16 protein-coding genes and 1 pseudogene are annotated in these 15,999 nt (G+C 69.0%); 13 read left to right on the top strand and 4 right to left on the bottom strand.

Features of this window, described 5'->3' with window-relative positions; translation table 11 throughout:
- Window positions 1-385 (top strand): annotated as a pseudogene (locus NT132_RS09660) (transposase); the annotation flags it as partial.
- Here the strand turns inward: NT132_RS09660 and NT132_RS09655 are convergent.
- Complete coding sequence (locus NT132_RS09655; protein ID WP_297787844.1) at window positions 382-1,203, bottom strand: hypothetical protein; 822 nt, start codon at window positions 1,201-1,203, stop codon at window positions 382-384. The pseudogene NT132_RS09660 and the gene NT132_RS09655 overlap by 4 nt on opposite strands.
- A gap of 105 nt (window positions 1,204-1,308) precedes the next feature.
- On the opposite strand from NT132_RS09655, the gene NT132_RS09650 reads away from it, so the two are divergent.
- From NT132_RS09650 to NT132_RS09620, 7 genes are all read left to right on the top strand, one after another.
- A complete protein-coding gene (locus tag NT132_RS09650) occupies window positions 1,309-1,956 on the top strand; it encodes a hypothetical protein (protein ID WP_297787842.1) in 648 nt (215 codons plus the stop codon).
- Window positions 1,957-2,006: 50 nt separating this feature from the next.
- The gene (locus tag NT132_RS09645; protein ID WP_297787840.1) at window positions 2,007-2,768 is read left to right on the top strand and encodes an alpha/beta fold hydrolase; all 762 of its coding nucleotides are present in this window, start codon (window positions 2,007-2,009) and stop codon (window positions 2,766-2,768) included.
- Window positions 2,769-2,923: 155 nt separating this feature from the next.
- Window positions 2,924-3,199: a GlsB/YeaQ/YmgE family stress response membrane protein gene (locus NT132_RS09640; protein ID WP_297787838.1), complete on the top strand. Its 276-nt coding sequence runs from the start codon at window positions 2,924-2,926 to the stop codon at window positions 3,197-3,199.
- Window positions 3,200-3,368: 169 nt separating this feature from the next.
- Window positions 3,369-4,538, top strand: coding sequence for an FAD-dependent oxidoreductase (locus NT132_RS09635; protein ID WP_297787836.1), 1,170 nt, complete (start codon window positions 3,369-3,371; stop codon window positions 4,536-4,538).
- A 90-nt stretch (window positions 4,539-4,628) separates the two neighbouring features.
- Window positions 4,629-5,516 carry a DUF817 domain-containing protein gene (locus NT132_RS09630; protein WP_297787834.1) on the top strand — a complete coding sequence of 296 codons (888 nt, stop codon included), beginning with the start codon at window positions 4,629-4,631 and terminating at the stop codon, window positions 5,514-5,516.
- Window positions 5,517-5,557: 41 nt separating this feature from the next.
- Window positions 5,558-6,406: a hypothetical protein gene (locus tag NT132_RS09625; protein WP_297787832.1), complete on the top strand. Its 849-nt coding sequence runs from the start codon at window positions 5,558-5,560 to the stop codon at window positions 6,404-6,406.
- A gap of 49 nt (window positions 6,407-6,455) precedes the next feature.
- Window positions 6,456-8,108, top strand: coding sequence for an ABC-F family ATP-binding cassette domain-containing protein (locus tag NT132_RS09620; RefSeq protein ID WP_297787830.1), 1,653 nt, complete (start codon window positions 6,456-6,458; stop codon window positions 8,106-8,108).
- Window positions 8,109-8,127: 19 nt separating this feature from the next.
- Here the strand turns inward: NT132_RS09620 and NT132_RS09615 are convergent, their stop codons facing one another.
- Window positions 8,128-8,472, bottom strand: a complete 345-nt coding sequence (locus tag NT132_RS09615; RefSeq protein ID WP_297787827.1) for a LysR family transcriptional regulator — start codon at window positions 8,470-8,472, stop codon at window positions 8,128-8,130.
- Window positions 8,473-8,661: 189 nt separating this feature from the next.
- Between NT132_RS09615 and NT132_RS09610 the strand changes: the two genes are divergently transcribed.
- The 3 genes from NT132_RS09610 to NT132_RS09600 all read left to right on the top strand — a co-directional run bounded on the left by NT132_RS09610 (window position 8,662) and on the right by NT132_RS09600 (window position 10,900).
- Window positions 8,662-9,384 (top strand): VIT family protein, encoded by a 723-nt coding sequence (locus NT132_RS09610; RefSeq protein ID WP_297787846.1) that lies wholly within the window; start codon window positions 8,662-8,664, stop codon window positions 9,382-9,384.
- Window positions 9,385-9,430: 46 nt separating this feature from the next.
- The gene (locus tag NT132_RS09605; RefSeq protein ID WP_297787825.1) at window positions 9,431-10,231 is read left to right on the top strand and encodes a DNA-formamidopyrimidine glycosylase family protein; all 801 of its coding nucleotides are present in this window, start codon (window positions 9,431-9,433) and stop codon (window positions 10,229-10,231) included.
- Window positions 10,232-10,315: 84 nt separating this feature from the next.
- Complete coding sequence (locus NT132_RS09600; protein WP_297787823.1) at window positions 10,316-10,900, top strand: hypothetical protein; 585 nt, start codon at window positions 10,316-10,318, stop codon at window positions 10,898-10,900.
- Window positions 10,901-11,085: 185 nt separating this feature from the next.
- On the opposite strand, the gene NT132_RS09595 is transcribed toward NT132_RS09600, so the two are convergent.
- The gene (locus NT132_RS09595; RefSeq protein WP_297787821.1) at window positions 11,086-11,643 is read right to left on the bottom strand and encodes a type 1 glutamine amidotransferase domain-containing protein; all 558 of its coding nucleotides are present in this window, start codon (window positions 11,641-11,643) and stop codon (window positions 11,086-11,088) included.
- Window positions 11,644-11,685: 42 nt separating this feature from the next.
- Window positions 11,686-13,188 (bottom strand): MDR family MFS transporter, encoded by a 1,503-nt coding sequence (locus tag NT132_RS09590; RefSeq protein ID WP_297787820.1) that lies wholly within the window; start codon window positions 13,186-13,188, stop codon window positions 11,686-11,688.
- Window positions 13,189-13,292: 104 nt separating this feature from the next.
- Here NT132_RS09590 and NT132_RS09585 point away from each other — a divergent pair, with 104 nt between their 5' ends.
- Window positions 13,293-14,084: a DUF1345 domain-containing protein gene (locus NT132_RS09585; RefSeq protein ID WP_297787818.1), complete on the top strand. Its 792-nt coding sequence runs from the start codon at window positions 13,293-13,295 to the stop codon at window positions 14,082-14,084.
- Entirely contained in the window at window positions 14,081-15,982 is a 1,902-nt protein-coding gene (locus tag NT132_RS09580) for an ABC transporter ATP-binding protein (RefSeq protein ID WP_297787816.1), read from the top strand. The genes NT132_RS09585 and NT132_RS09580 overlap by 4 nt, the downstream gene beginning before the upstream one ends.
- Window positions 15,983-15,999: the final 17 nt, after the last annotated feature.

Below are 15,999 nucleotides of genomic sequence, written 5' to 3'. Positions count from 1 at the left end.
CATCGATGACGTCGACCTCCACGACTACGTTGCCGGGTCGATCGACGCCGCACCGCCCGCGCCGCCCGCGCGCAACGACCTTGCTGAACGCCGCGCGCGGAAGGCCGCCGAAGCCGCCGCGCAGACGGCGGAGCGCACCGCATCCGATGCCGAGCGGGAACTCGGCCGGGTCGAGGCGAGACGGGCGAAGGCCCGCGAGCACGCGGATCTGGTGCGTGAGCGCGTGGAGAAGCTCCGGGCTGAGCTTGCGCGCGTCAGCGCGGATGCGGAAGCCGCCGACGACGAGGTCGAGACCCTGGATGCGGAGCACAAGGCTGCAGCATCCCGAGCCAAGGCCGCGGCGAAGGACGCTGAGCGCGCCCGCGCGGCCGTGCCGACCGACTAACCCAGCTCGCCCGGATGCGTGAGTCGCCACCATGCGCTCGGGGGCTCGATGGTGCCGTCGATTTCGATCGCGGCGGACGTCGTGTTCGGTCCGGCGGCCCACGTGATCGTGCCGACCTCTTCCCTGTCTGCGTACGCGCGGGGTGTGGTGGTCTCCATGGCCACGGTGATGGGCGTGTCCGACCAGGTCAGGAGCGACCTGTCGCCCTCGATCACAAGATCCGCCGTGGCACCCCAGGGCGTGGTGACCGAGCCGACGATCTGCCCTCCCTCCGCAACCGGTACGCGGTGGAACCCGTTCCGGATGCTGTCGAGCAGTGTGAGGACGCTCGCATCGACCGAGTCGCGCGAGAACCCGCCGAGCGCGACGCCCGTCACACTGAGCGGCGCATCGATCCCCACGTCGATGGACGCGGTGTAGAGCAGGTTGTGGGTGCCCTCGCCGAGGTTGCCGGTCTTCAACCCGGTGATCCCGCCGCGACCGAGAAGATCGTTCGTGTTGTTCAGCGTGGTCTCGATGCTCGGCACGTACAGCGTCGAGGTCGCAGCGATCCGAGCGACGATGGGGTCGGCGGCCGCGAGCCGTCCGAGCGTGAGCAGATCGCTCGGGGTACTGGTGTTGCGTGCGCTGATGCCGGTCGGCTCGACCAGCGTGGTGTTGCCGAGACCGTGCTCGTCGAGCCATACGCGCGCGGCGCGGAGGAAGGCGCTCTGCGACCCGAACGCCCAGGTCGACACGGCTTCGGCGTAGTTGCTCGCCGAGGGGATGAGCATCGTCGCGAGAGCGTCGAACTCCGACATGCTGGTGCCGGTGGGCATACGTAATACCGGTCGTAGAGGTCGTGCGCGGCCTTGTCGAATGTGATGGTCGGGCCCGGATCGCCCTCAGCGGCGAGCGGCTTCGCGTCGAGGATCACGAGGGCCGTGATGAGCTTGCTGATGCTCGCGATGGGTCGCGCCTCGTCGGTTCCGCTCGTGGCCCAGATCCCGCTCGCATCCGGGCCGAGGTACGCCTCGCCGCCGGTGACGCTGATCGCCGATGCGCCCTCGGCCGGCAGCATCAGCGCCGCCGCCGGGCCGGCTGCGGCGGTGGGGGCCTCGGCGATGGCGACCGGATCGCTCAACGGGGCGTTCAGCGCCCACGCGGTGTACCCGCCGGGCACGCCGACCACGAGGGCGAGCACGACCGCCGTGATGATCCACCCGCGCCTGCGACGGCGGCGACGGAGGGCCGGATCGAGGGCGGCGCGGCGGCTCGGAATCTCCTGGCCCTGCCGCATCCACGCCGAGAACTCCGCCACGGCGTCGGCGTCTGGGACGGAGACAACCTCGACCTCCTCTGTGGGCGGCTCGGCGGCCGCATCCGCATCCGTCGCCCCCGGCATCTGGTCCGAAGAGTCGTCCAGCGTCGTCATCGCGGCCCCCACCCGTCACGCAGACCCCCATCATGCAACATGCCGCCGACGTTCGTCACGCGCTCCCCGGTACGCTGGATGCGTGGCGCTTCGGTTTGAGGGACTCGCGGTGATGACGGACGACGTCGCCCTCCTCGCCGACATCGCTGATGCATAGCCGGCGCGCCGAGTCCTGAGCGCCGACCGACGACCCCTCGGAGAGAACCCATGACCACGCGCGCCGTCTTCGAGCCCGACGCCCGAGCCGTTCCCTACGTCGATGAAGGCGAAGGGCCCGCGATCGTGCTGCTGCCCGGGCGCGGCCTCAACACCGCGTACCTCGGCACGCTTGCAAGCGTGCTGGTGGAGCTGGGGTTCCAGGTGCTGCGCATCGGGAGTCGCCGCACCGCGGCGGTCTCGCTGCACGACCTCGCGCAGGATGTTGTCGACGTCATGGACCACGTCGGTGTCGGACACGCCTGGATCGGCGGACACGCCTTCGGTGGTGCCGTCGCCCGCACCGTGGCTCTCGACCACCACGACCGCGTGAACGGCATCCTCGTGCTCGGCGCCGAAGCGACGGAGCGGCCGGGCGAGGATGCGGCGCGGGCGCTGCGGACGCTGGCCGAGCTGCCCGCGGACGCCGAAGCGCCGGAGGAGCTCCGCGTTCTCGTGGGGGAGAAGGTGAAGCTCGCGCTGGCGTGGCCCGTCTACGCCGGCTCGCGTGATCCTCAGGTCTCGGCGTTCCAGGATGCGGCGCTCGCCGCCACTCCCGTCGAGGAGTGGATGGCGCTGGCCCCGAGCCTGCCGGTGCTCGTCATCCAGGGTTCCGACGACCGCATCACGGTTCCTGCGAACGGCGACGCGCTGAAGGCGACCGCTCTCGAGCGCACCAGTGTCGTCACGATCCCGCACGCCGGTCACCTCGCCGCCATGTCGCACCCCGGCGACGTGGCGATGGCGATCGAGGACTACCTCGGCTGGGACTGAACCCGGAATTGTAAAGCCTGAGCGGCGTTTCGGCCAGGGGCGACCCCGGACCGTGCCCATCCCCTGCTCCCTGTTAGCGTGATCGGCGCCCCGACCGGGGCACCCGCACCAGCTCGGTGTTTCTCGAACACCTGTTTCTCGAACAAGGAGAGATCATGCTCTGGACCATCCTCGGACTCATCGTCGTCGGCCTCATCGCCGGTTTCATCGCCCGCGCCGTCATCCCCGGCAAGCAGAGCATGGGCATCCTCATGACGATCGTGCTCGGCATCGTCGGCTCGTTCGTCGGCGGATTCCTCGGCTTCCTCATCTTCGGCAGCGACCCGAACGGCGGCTTCTTGCAGGCCTCCGGGATCATCGGCTCCATCATCGGCGCGATCATCGTGCTCGCGATCTACGTGTTCGCGACGCGTCGGCGCGCCACGCGCTGACACCCTCGGCGCCCGCCGCGGGTGCCGAGCCACCCCTGCGTCGCCGAACCACCCCTGTCCGCACTGCGCGTACAGGGGTGGTTCGGCGTTATGGGGGTGGGTCGGTCCGAGAATCGCGGGTACGCTCCCGGGTCTGGCCCAGCGGCCTCTGTCGCACCACACTGGCCTCATGGAGACGATCCGCACCCGAGTGTGCGTGGTGGGCGGAGGCCCGGCCGGAGTCATGCTCGGGCTGCTGCTCGCCCGCGACGGAATCGACGTCGTCGTGCTGGAGAAGCACGACGACTTCTTCCGTGATTTCCGCGGTGACACCGTGCATCCCTCGACGCTGAACATCATCGACGCGCTGGGGCTCCGTGCCGGCTTCGATGCCATCGACCACAAGCCCCTCCGGCAGCTCGACGTCGTCGTCGACGGCATTCGTCTCCACGCCGTGGACTTCACCACGCTGCCGCCGCCGAACGACTCCCTCACCCTCATGCCGCAGTGGGACCTGCTCGACCTGTTCGCCGACGCCGGCCGGCAGCATCCGTCGTTCGGCCTGCGGATGGGAACCGACGTCACTGATGTCGTCCGCACGAACGGCCGGGTGACCGGCGTCGTCGCCCGCAGCCGCGACGGGGACCTGCGCGTGGACGCCGATCTCGTCGTCGCAGCCGACGGCCGCGGGTCTACCATCCGCGACGCACTCCGCCTCGAACCGGCGGTGAACGGGGTGCCGATCGATGTGCTGTGGTTCCGCCTGCCGGCTCCGGAGGTGCCGATGCCTGACACGCTCGCCTGGGTCACCGGTGGCACCATGCTCGTCACGATCCTGCGGCCCGGGTACTTCCAGTGCGGGATGATCGTGGCGAAGGACTCGTTCGACGGCATCCGTGCCGCGGGCATCGAGGCGTTCCGCGAACGCGTCGCCGGCGTTGTGAAGCTGCTGTCCGTCCAGCTGAATCACCTGCCGGAGTGGTGGGTGCCGGGTGCGCTCCTCATCGGCGATGCGGCGCATGCGATGTCGCCGGCGTTCGGTGTCGGAATCAACTACGCGATCCAGGATGCGGTCGCCGCCGCCCGCATCCTCGTGCCCGTCCTCCGCGGCGATGCGGATCCCGCGGCGATCGACCGGGCGTGCGCGGCACTGCAGCGGCGCCGGTCAGGGCCCACCCTGCTCATGCAGGGCATCCAGCGGGTCGTCCACCGTGCGATCAACCGGCGCCCCCGCCGCATCCTGCACAGCCCGCCCACGCGTCGCGAACGACGGGTGCTGCGGATCGTGCTGCCGATCGCGCGCCGGCTTTTGCCGCGCCTCGCCGGATACGGGTTCCGGCCGGAGCGGCTCGACTTCTGACCGCCCACCATCCGGCGGTGCTCACGTCCCGCCACTGGGTGGGGCGCGTGCGTACACCGAGCGCTCAGCATCCGCTTCTAGCCTCCCGATGTGCAAAAACCCACGCGCCTGGAGCGGCGGATCGACGACGCGGCGCATCGGATCCTGCGGCAGACGCCGCGCGGCGGGTGGCGTGCGGTGGTCATCGAGTTCGGCGTGTTTTTCGCGAAGCAGGCATGGGCCTGCATCTTCGGCGGTCTGCTGCTTGCGGTCATCGTCGCCGCCCGGCTCTGGTACCCCGACGATGCGATCCTCGCCCGCAACGACGCCCTGACGATCGCGGCCGTCCTCATTCAGATCGCCATGATCGCCGGAGGACTGGAGACACGCCGTGAACTCTGGGTCATCGTGCTGTTCCACCTCACGGGTACCGCCATGGAGATCTTCAAGACGGATGCGGGATCGTGGATGTACGACGAGGGGGGAGTGTTTCGCATCGCGGGCGTCCCGCTGTTCAGCGGCTTCATGTACGCCGCCGTCGGCTCGTACATGGTCCGGGTGTACCGGCTGTTCGACATCCGGTTCCGCCGCTATCCGCCGGTGTGGGCGACGGCGGTACTCGCCGCCGCGATCTACGCGAACTTCTTCCTCCACCACTTCTGGTGGGATGCCCGCTGGGTGCTCCTCCTCGGGGTGGTGGCGCTCTGGGCCCCCACCGTGCTCCACGCGCGCGTGTGGCGTGCGAGGCTCCGTCTGCCGCTCCTCATCGTCTTCGCCGGGGTCGCCGCCGTCATCTACGCCGCCGAGAACATCGGCACCTGGGCCGGGGCGTGGCTCTACCCCAACCAGGTCGACGGATGGCAGTTCGTGTCGCTGTCGAAACTGAGCTCGTGGTTCCTGCTCATGATCATCTCCGTCGTGCTGGTGACGCTCGTCTACCCGCCGCGGGTGCCCCGCCCCGTCCCCGTGCGGCGCGGCGCGGAGACGCGGGCCACGTGACGGTCGCGTCGTCGCCCCGGCGCGACCGATAGGGTGCACACGTGCCTCACCCGACACCCCCTCGCACCCGGCTCTTCTCCGCCGCGGCCGGCGCTCTCGCACTACTGATCGCGCTCTCCGGCTGCTCGCTGATCGAGCCGGAGACCACGAGCGAGGTCGTCGGCACCGAGGAGGGGCCGAGCACCGTCGAGGACGATGAGCTCGGCGAGCTCACGGTCTACGAGGTCGACGAGGCCGGAGACCTCGTGCCCGCCGCATCCGGGATCGACCTCGAGGTGTGGGAGATGTTCCGCGAGGTGATCACCCCGGAGTTCGCCGCCGAACGGATCCTCTGGTACCAGGTCGGCGACAACGCCGACTCCGACTTCCTCGCCTGGGTGATCGAAAGCGATGAGGACCCGGAGCTCTGGAACCTCGCGGTGAACCTGGCGGGCGCGGAGGACCGCGACCTGCTGCTGCTCACCCTCATCCACGAATACGCGCATCTGCTGTCGATGGGCCCGGGGCAGACCGACGAATCCGGCGACTGCGAGGCCGAGATGGCATCCGCGGCCTGCACGGACGACGGGGCTTACCTGGCGGACTATCACGCGCGGTTCTGGGCAGGGTACGGCGATGAGGCGACAGCCTACAACGGCTCCGACGAGGAGGACGTCGCGGCGTTCTACGAGGCATACGAGGACGACTTCGTGAGCGAGTATGCGGCGACCAATCTGGGCGAAGACTTCGCCGAGGTGTTCACGGCGTTCGTGGGGGAGCCGCAGCCGACCGACCCCGGTGCGAGCGTTGTCGCCGAGAAGATCTCGTACATGTGGGAGCAGCCGGAGCTCGTGGAGATCCGCGACCGGCTCCGAGCGGAGTTCGGCGACATCACCTGGGTCGAGTACTGACTCGCCTCCCGCGCGCGTGGCCGTCGCCACCGGGTGGGAGGATTGACGGATGACCGCAACACTCGTGGCCCATGGCCTGGCTGGTGGGTACGGCCATCGCACCCTCTTCGATTCGCTCGATCTCACCGTCGCGCCGCAGGACGTCGTCGGCGTCGTGGGCGCGAACGGTGCGGGAAAGTCCACGCTGCTGCGACTGCTCGCCGGCGTCGACGAGCCGCAGGCGGGCAGCATCACCCTGGCTCCGTCCGATGCATTCGTCGGGTGGCTGCCGCAGGAGCACGAGCGTGTCCCGGGCGAGACGGTCGCCGCCTACATTGCCCGCCGCACCGGCTGTGCGGACGCGACGCAGGCGATGGATGCGGCCGCCGCGGCGCTCGGTGACCCTTCCCTGGCGGCACCGGGCACCGACCCCGCGGACGTGTACTCGGCCGCGCTCGACCGGTGGCTCGCGAGCGGTGCCGCCGACCTCGATGACCGCATCCCGGTGGTGCTCGCCGATCTCGGCCTCACCCTCGCGAGCGATGCGCTGATGACCTCGCTCTCCGGCGGGCAGGCGGCACGGGTGGGGCTCGCCGCGCTCCTGCTCTCCCGCTTCGACATCGTGCTGCTCGACGAGCCGACGAACGACCTCGACCTGGACGGTCTGGAGCGGCTGGAGGCGTTCGTCCGGGGGCTCCGCGGCGGCGTCGTGCTGGTCAGCCACGACCGCGAGTTTCTCGCCCGCTGCGTCACGCGGGTGCTCGAGCTCGACCTGGCGCAGAGCTCGAATCAGGTGTTCGGCGGCGGCTACGACGCGTACCTCGAGGAGCGGGAGACCGCCCGACGCCACCAGCGCGAGAAGTACGACGAGTTCGCGGACAAGAAGGCCGACCTCGTCTCGAGGGCGCGCACGCAGCGGGAATGGTCGAGCCAGGGCGTCCGCAACGCCATGAAGAAGGCGCCGGACAACGACAAGATCCGCCGGAAGGCCGCGACCGAGTCCAGCGAGAAGCAGGCGCAGAAGGTGCGGCAGATGGAGAGCCGCATCGCGCGGCTCGACGAGGTCGAGGAGCCGCGCAAGGAGTGGCAGCTCGAGTTCACGATCGGCGCGGCGCCCCGCTCCAGTTCCGTGGTCGCCACGCTGAATGAGGCCGTGTTCCGGCAGGGGTCGTTCACTCTCGGCCCGGTGTCGCTGCAGGTCAACGCGGGGGAGCGGATCGGGATCACCGGCCCGAACGGTGCCGGCAAATCCACCCTTCTCCGCGCGCTGTTGGGCCAGCAGCATCCGGATGCGGGAACCGCCAGTGTCGGCGCGAACGTCAGCGTCGGCGAGATCGACCAGGCACGGTCGCTGCTGGCGGGATCGCAGCCGCTCGCCGTCGCCTTTGAGGGTCTCGTCCCGGATCTTCCCTCTGGCGAGGTGCGGACCCTCCTGGCGAAGTTCGGACTCAAGGCCGACCACGTCACGCGTCCGGTCGACGAGCTGTCACCGGGGGAGCGCACCCGCGCCGGCATGGCGCTGCTGCAGGCGCGCGGCGTCAACGTGCTCGTGCTGGACGAGCCCACGAACCACCTTGACCTTCCCGCGATCGAGCAGCTGGAGAAGGCGCTGGAGTCCTATGAGGGGGCCCTGCTGCTGGTCACCCACGACCGGCGCATGCTCGCCACGGTCCGCACCGACCGCCGGTGGCGCGTCGAGGCCGGGCAGGTCACCGAGCTGTAGTCGTTCGGGCTGAGGGCTGTTAGCGGCCCTGACGCTTCTTGTAGGGCTTCGGCTGCCCCTTTACGACGGGCGTGCGACCCTTGCCCTTCGACGCCTTCGCCTTGCCACCGGCCGGCACCACGGGCTTCGGAGCCACCGGCGGCAATGTGGCGCGCAGCTCAGGCGCTTCGGCGAGCAGGAGCTGGCCGGCCGGGGTCAGCTGCGTGCCGTTCCCCCGGGTGAACAGCGGCTGTCCGATCTCATCCTCGAGCTTCTCGATCGAGGTGTACAACGAGGCGAGCGGGATGCCGAGGGCGTCGGCTGTACGGGGGAAGTGCAGCTCCTCGGCCACGGCGAGAAACCGTTCGAGCTGGGTGATGTTCACAGGGATGCCTTCCGTCCGTCAGCTTCTCCATTGTCGCAGGGGTGCGTGCGAGCGTTCTCCACACGCGGGAGAGGGGCGTGCGCGATGTCACGGAAGAGTACCCATGTCGCGGACAACGACAACGACATCGACGCCGGCGTATCGTGATCCAGGTCGCCCGACCCGCAGGACACCGTGACCCCGAAGGACATCGTGACAACTGACACTCTTCCCGCCCACCCGAACGAACCGCACGCAGCGGGGATCTCCGGTCGACTCAACTGGCTGCGTGCCGGGGTGCTCGGCGCCAACGACGGGATCGTCTCGGTCGCGGCAATCGTGGTCGGTGTCGCGGGCGCGACGAACGATCTGGCACCGATCCTCACCGCGGGCGTCGCCGCTCTCGTCGGTGGCGCGATCTCCATGGCGCTCGGAGAATACGTTTCGGTCAGCAGCCAGAGCGACAGCGAGAAATCCCTCATCGCCAAGGAGACGCATGAGTTGCAGGAGATGCCGGAGGAGGAGTTGGAGGAGCTCGCCGGCCTCTACCAGGCCAAGGGCATCTCGAGGGAGACCGCCCGGAAGGTCGCGGAGGAGCTCACCGCACACGACGCCCTCGCTGCTCACCTTTCCGCAGAACTGAACATCGACCGGAACGACCTCGTCAGCCCGTGGCGGGCGGCTCTCGCCTCGGCGATCGCGTTCACCGTGGGTGGCCTCATCCCCTTCCTGGCGATCCTGCTCCCCGAGGCGATCCGCATCCCGGCGACGTTCGTCCTCGTCCTCCTCGCCCTCGCCATCACGGGCGCGCTGGGTGCGCGGCTCGGCGGGAGCCGGATGCTGCGCCCCACGCTCCGCGTCGTCATCGGCGGCGTCCTGGCCCTCGGCGCGACCTACCTCATCGGCACGCTCCTCGGCACCGGAATGGCGTAGTCCACAGCCCGATGCCGGTGCCCGCCACACGTGACAGGATGCCCTCATGCCGGAGTCACCCGAAGTTCAGGCACTCGCCGAATTCCTCGCGAAGCGGATGGTCGGCCACCGCATCCGCACCTTTACTGTGCGCGACCAGCGCGTGTTGAAGACACGGCCCGCACCGGATCCGGCGGGGGAGCAGGTGAACGGTGTCCTGCGGTTCGGGAAGTACCTCGACATCGACGCCGGCGCGAACCATGTGGTGTGCAGTCTCGGTCGTCACGGATGGGTCCGCTGGCACGACACGCGGCCCGCGGAGGCGGCGGGCGCAGAGGTCGTCGCGCGGCTCGGCCTCGACGACGGGGCAACGATCGACCTCGTTGACGCCGGTGAGTTCCGCTCGGTCGGGGTGTGGATCGTCCCCGAGACGGCAGACGTCCCCGGCGTCCGCAAACTCGGACCCGATCCTGCTGACCTCAGCTTCACCCGTGCCGACTTCCGGCGCGCTGTCGACGGCCGCCGGAAGATGATCAAGGCGATCCTGCAGGAGCAGGAATCGCTCGCCGGGATCGGCAACGCCTATTCGGATGAGATCCTGTTCGCGGCCAAGATCGCGCCGACCGTCTACGCCAGCGCCCTGGACGACGAGGCCCTCGACCGGCTGTACACCGCGCGGACGACGACCATTCGGGGCGCGATCGACGCGCGGCGCGGTCTCCCGCCCGAGGAGATGAAAGCCGCCAAAGTGGCGGCGATGGCAGTGCACGGACGCACCGGCGAGCCCTGCCCGGGATGCGGCGGAACCATCGTTGACATCGCGTTCGGCGGAACCACGGCGCAGTACTGCCCCTCCTGCCAGCACTGATCAGGCGGATTCCTCTCGCGCGGCGGCACGGCGTACGGCACAGTGGTGTCCACGACAGGGGTGTTCCGAGGCTTGGGGGCTGACATGATCCGACGTGCACGCATCACGATCGCTGCGGTCGCGGTGTCGACCGCGGTCCTCCTGCTGAGCGGATGCGGGGGCTCGGAGCCGGCGCCCACCGTCACCCCGACCTCCTCCGCGAGTGTCATGACCCCCACGCCCACCGCCGCGCCGGCGCCGACCGAAACGTCCGCACCGGTGACTCTCCCGACCGACTGCAACGCCCTCGCCACCGACGCGACGCGCCAAGAGACCGTCGGCGACATGACCCTCCAGAGCAATGGGGAGGGTTTCGTGCGGCTAGCCCCGGACGGTGCCACGCTCGCCCTCGGCTGCGACTGGATCGTGGGTGACGCGACCGGCCTGCTGCTCCTGATCAGCACCGCGACGCCGGAGGCTGTCACCTCGGCCGTGGGCGACCTGCCCGCCCAGGGCTACAGCTGCCAGGTGTCCGACGACTTCGGCGCCGACTTCTGCACCCTGCCCGGCTCGGGCGAGAACACCGAGGAGATGATCGTCGCCCGGGATGGCGTCTGGATCTATCTGGCCAGCGTCAACCGCAACGCCCGTGCCTTCCTCTCGGAGATCGCGACACAGATCTTCGGCTGATGACGCCGCGCTCCGGTGCGGCCCACAGAGCGCCGGATAGTCGTACGATGGAGCGATGTCCACCGTTTCACAGCCGACGACTCCGCTCGAGCCGCTCGCGCCAGAAGCCCGCCTCCTCCCGCTGATCTCGCCGGAGGATGCCGCCGACTCCTGTTGCGGAGGCAGCTGCAGCCTGGGCTGAACCCTCAGGCGGTCTGGCCGGAGTGCTTCCCCTCGGCGATCTCCTCGACGAGCTTCGCGTTGAACGCGGGCAGGTCGTCGGGAGTCCGGCTGCTCACCAGCCCCTCGTCGACCACCACCTCTTCATCGACCCAGGTTGCGCCGGCGTTGCGCAGATCCGTCTTCAGGCTCGGATAGCTCGTGAGCGTCCGGCCCTCGACCACCTCCGCCTCGATCAGCGTCCATGCGGCGTGACAGATAGCGCCCACCGGCTTGTGTTGGACGAAGAAGTCCTTTGCGAACGCGACGGCATCCGCATCCATCCGTAGATGATCCGCGTTGACGACACCGCCCGGCAGCACGAGTGCGTCGAAGTCGTTCGCGTCCGCATCGGCGGCCGCCAGGTCCACTGTCTGCAGGTGACCGTTCTTGCCCTCGATGCGATCGGAGGCCGGCGACACCATCACCGGCGTGCCGCCCGCGAGCTGGACCGCATTCCACGGCGACGTCAGCTCGGAGTCCTCGTATCCCGTCGTCGCCAAGAAGGCGACCTTCTTCCCGATGAGATCTGTCACGTCATCCATGCTGACGGTTGTCACGCGTCCGTCGGACGGGGTTGACACGCCTCAGTGCGCGAACGGGACGTCGATGACGTCGGCCGGCTTCTTGATGAAGATTGCACCGAGGATGGTGGGGATCGCGACGATCGCCGCGAAGAGGAACGCCATCCGCGCACCGGCGGCCCACGCGGCATCCTCGGACGCTCCCGCAGCCTCCGCGCCGACGAACCCGGCGTTGACGATCGTGATCATCACCGCGATACCCGCGGCCCCCGCCACCTGCTGCACGGTGCTGACCACGGCGCTGCCGTGTGAGTACAGGTGCGGCGGAAGCGAACCGAGGGATGCGGTGAACAGCGGCGTGAACGACATCGCCAGGCCGAGCGACAGGAACGTCTGCACGATGAGGAGCTCCCACACCGGGGTGTTCTCGCTCAGGCTGGTGAAGAACCACAGGAGGGCGACGGTGAGGATGCTGCCGGGAAGCAGCAGCACTCGCGTTCCCCACCGGTCGTAGATGCGGCCGATGAGGGGGCCGGCGAAGCCCATCGCCAGTGACCCGGGAAGGACGACCAGGCCGGCGTCGGTCGCGGAGAGGCCGGCGGAATTCTGCATGTACAGCGGCAGCACGGTGATGGTGCCGAAGAACGCGAGCGACAGCACCGCGAAGTGCGCCACCGACAGCGAGAAGTTGCCGAAGCGGAACACGCGCATGTCGAGGAGGGCCCGGTCGGTGCGCTGCAGTCGCAGCTGGCGCCAGACGAACAGGGCGAGCGAGACGACACCGATGCTCAGGGACACCACCAGGGTGAGGGTAGCGAGGGCCGCTGCCGCCGCATCCGTCTGACCGGACGCGCTTTCCCCGCCGCCGATCTGGCTGAGACCGAAGACCAGGCCGCCGAAGCCGAACGCCGACAGCACGACCGACAGCACGTCGATGCGGGCGCGTTTCTGCTCGCTCACGTTGTGGATCCAGCGGGCACCGACGACCAGGGCGACCAGGGCGATGGGGAGGACGATGCCGAAGATCCAGCGCCAGCCCAGGTGGTCGAGGATGAATCCCGACATCGTCGGGCCGATCGCGGGCGCGAGCGCCATCACGATGCTCACCCGGCCCATCATCCGTCCGCGCTCGTGCGACGGCACCACGGTCATGATGGTGGTCATCAGCAGCGGCATCATGATCGCCGTGCCCGAGGCCTGCACGACCCGGGCGGCGACGAGCACCTCGAACCCGGGGGCGAGGAGTGCGATGAGCGTTCCCGCCGAGAACAGGGTCATCGCGGCGATGAAGACGATCCGTGTGCCGAAACGCTGCAGGAGGAATCCCGTGATCGGGATGACGATCGCCATGGTCAGCATGAACGCGGTCGTCAACCACTGCGCCGCGACGGCCGTGATGCGCAGATCGGTGATGAGGTGCGGGATCGCGACGCCCATCGTGGTCTCGTTGAGGATCGCCACGAACGCCGCGCCCAGCAGCAGCCAGATGACGCGGTTGTCGTTGCGGACGACCGGAGCCGAGCCGGTGCTCGTGGGCACGGACCCGGTGATCGGGGCGGCGGTCATCGTCGTCTCCAAGAATGTTGCGCGGGAACTCGGCCCGAACGGGCGTCTCCGAGCGTAACGGGCGCCTGCGACATGACATTCCCGTTCCGTGGAATCATTCGAGCATGAGCGAACGGCGCTACTCGTCATCGATCCTCGTGCGAGGCGCCGTGGGCCTGGCTGGCGCGGTCCTCGCGGTCGTCGTGACGCTGCCGTTCCTCGGCGTCATCGCCGCCCTGCTTGCCGGATGGGCGGTGTTCGCCCTCATCCAGGTGGTGTGGGTCGCACGGCTCATTTGGCCGATGGATGCAGCACAGACCCGGGAGCACGCGCGCCACGAGGATCCCGGTCGCTCCGTAGCCCGCATCGTGTCGATCGCCGGCTCTCTCGCGAGCCTCGCCGCGGTGGCCCTGGTGCTGCTGCTGACCGGTGACGAACCTCGCGCCGAAGCGCTCACGGCCGCGGCGATCGCGGTGGTGAGCGTCGCCGCATCCTGGGCTCTGAACCAGACCGACTACACGCTGCGCCTGGCGGCCGCCTACTACGGCGACCCCATCGGCGGGATCGACTTCAACCAGAAGGAGGATCCGATGTACACCGACTTCGCGTATGTGTCACTCGGCCTCGGCATGACCTATCAGATCGCCGACACCAACATCCGGACGAACGCGATCCGGCGCCTGGTCATCGGGCAGACCTTGCTGGCCTACCTGTTCGGCGCGGGGCTGCGGATCGCTGATGCCCTGGAAGACGATCTCGTCCGGGGTGATCAGCTTGTCGATGTCCTGCTTCTTCAGGTCGGCGAGGGCCTCGTTGCGCAGTGGGTCGGGAGTCTCGGAAGTGGTCATGCCGACACCATATCGGGACCGGATGCGGCAGCCCCGGGGGTTGCGCGGACACCTAGGCTGAGGCCATGAGCATGAGCGGACCTCCCACGCAGGCGGCGAAGTTCCGCGGTGTGAACATCGAGGCCCAGCGGCGTGCGAACTCCGAGGCCCCCCGCATCCCGGATCTCGGGCGCCGCATCCGTGCGCTGTTCCGTCCGTACCGTGGGCGACTCGCGGTGACGGCGGTCCTCGTGGTCCTCGGCGCCGGGATTGCGGTGATCCCGCCGCTGATCGTGCAGCGGGTGTTCGACGATGCGCTGTTTCCGACGGACGGCGGCGCGGTAGACCTCTCGCTGCTGGCGCGCCTCGTCGCCGCCATGATCGGGCTGTTCCTGCTGTCGGCCGGCGTCAACGTGGTGCAGACATGGTTGACCTCCACGGTCGGGAACCAGGTCACCGGTGACCTGCGCGTGCGCCTGTTCGACCACCTGCAGTCGATGGAGATGGGGTTCTTCGCCCGCACCCGCACCGGTGTCATCCAGTCCCGGCTGCAGAACGATGTCGGCGCGGTCTCCGACGTGCTCACCAACACGGTCACCAGCATCCTCGGCAACACGGTCACGGTCGTCGCGTCGCTCATCGCCATGGTCATCATTGACTGGCGACTGACGCTCATCGCCGTCTTCCTCATGCCGGTGCTTGCCCTGGTGCAACGCCGTGTCGGACAGGTGCGCGCGCGCATCGCCGGTCAGACGCAGGAATCGCTGTCGGAGCTCAGTGCGATCACCCAGGAGAGCCTGAGCGTGTCCGGCATCCTGCTGGCGAAGTCGTTCAACCGTCAGGGAGACGAGTCCGACCGCTATCGCGCGGAGAACAGCAACCAGGTCGCCCTGCAGGTACGCCGGGCGATGAGCGGACAGGGCTTCTTCGCCGTCGTCGGCGTGATCATGGCCTCCGTGCCCGCGATCATCTACCTCGTCGCGGGTTTTCTCATCACCGGCGGTGCCGACACCATCACAGCGGGCACGATCGTCGCCTTCACCACGGTGCAGGCACGCCTGCTGCAACCGCTCATGGGGCTCATGCGGGTGGCACTCGACCTGCAGACCTCTTCCGCCGTCTTCGCTCGAATATTCGAATATCTCGACCTGCGCCCGGCCATCGTGGACCGCCCCGGCGCGAAGGATGCGGCGGACGCCCCCGGACCGCTCGGGCAGGTGGAGTTCCGCGATGTGGGCTTCCGCTATCCCGGGGCGTCGGAGGTGCTCCCGGCCACCCTCTCCGGCGTGTCCTTCGTCGCGGAGCCGGGTCAGCACGTCGCCTTCGTCGGGCCGAGCGGAGCCGGAAAGACGACGATCCTCTACCTCGTGCCGCGCCTATACGAGGCGAGCAGCGGTCAGGTGCTCCTGGCCGGAGCGGACGTCCGCGACCTGACCGCCCGCTCCATCGTCGACCAGATCGGTATCGTCACGCAGGAGACCTACCTGTTCCATGCGACCATCGCCGAGAACCTGCGGTACGCAAAGCCGGACGCCACCGACGCTGAGCTCGAAGAGGTGTGCCGCGCCGCCAGCATCCATCACGTGATCAGCGGTTTCGAGCACGGCTACCAGACCGTCGTGGGGGAGCGCGGATACCGGCTCTCGGGCGGTGAGAAGCAGCGGATCGCGATCGCGCGTGTGCTGCTGAAAGACCCGCCGGTGCTGCTGCTCGACGAGGCGACTTCGGCGCTCGACACGGTCTCGGAGCGGATCGTGCAGGAGGCCCTGGATGCGGCGGCGCGAGGCCGCACGACCATCACGATCGCCCACCGGCTCTCGACCATCATCGGCGCGGACGTCATCCATGTGATCGATGCAGGTCGCATCGTCGAATCCGGCACGCACAGCGACCTGCTCGCCGCCGGCGGACTCTACGCCGACCTCGCCGCGCAGCAGATGGCGTCTTCCCGCGTGGCCGAGGACGAGCTCCGCGACCGCCTTCGCTGACGAGCCCTTCGCGCTCG

It is taken from the genome of Microbacterium sp. (assembly GCF_026393345.1).
Classification (GTDB): Bacteria; Actinomycetota; Actinomycetes; order Actinomycetales; family Microbacteriaceae; genus Microbacterium.
This window is presented reverse-complemented; position numbering and strand designations above follow the sequence as displayed.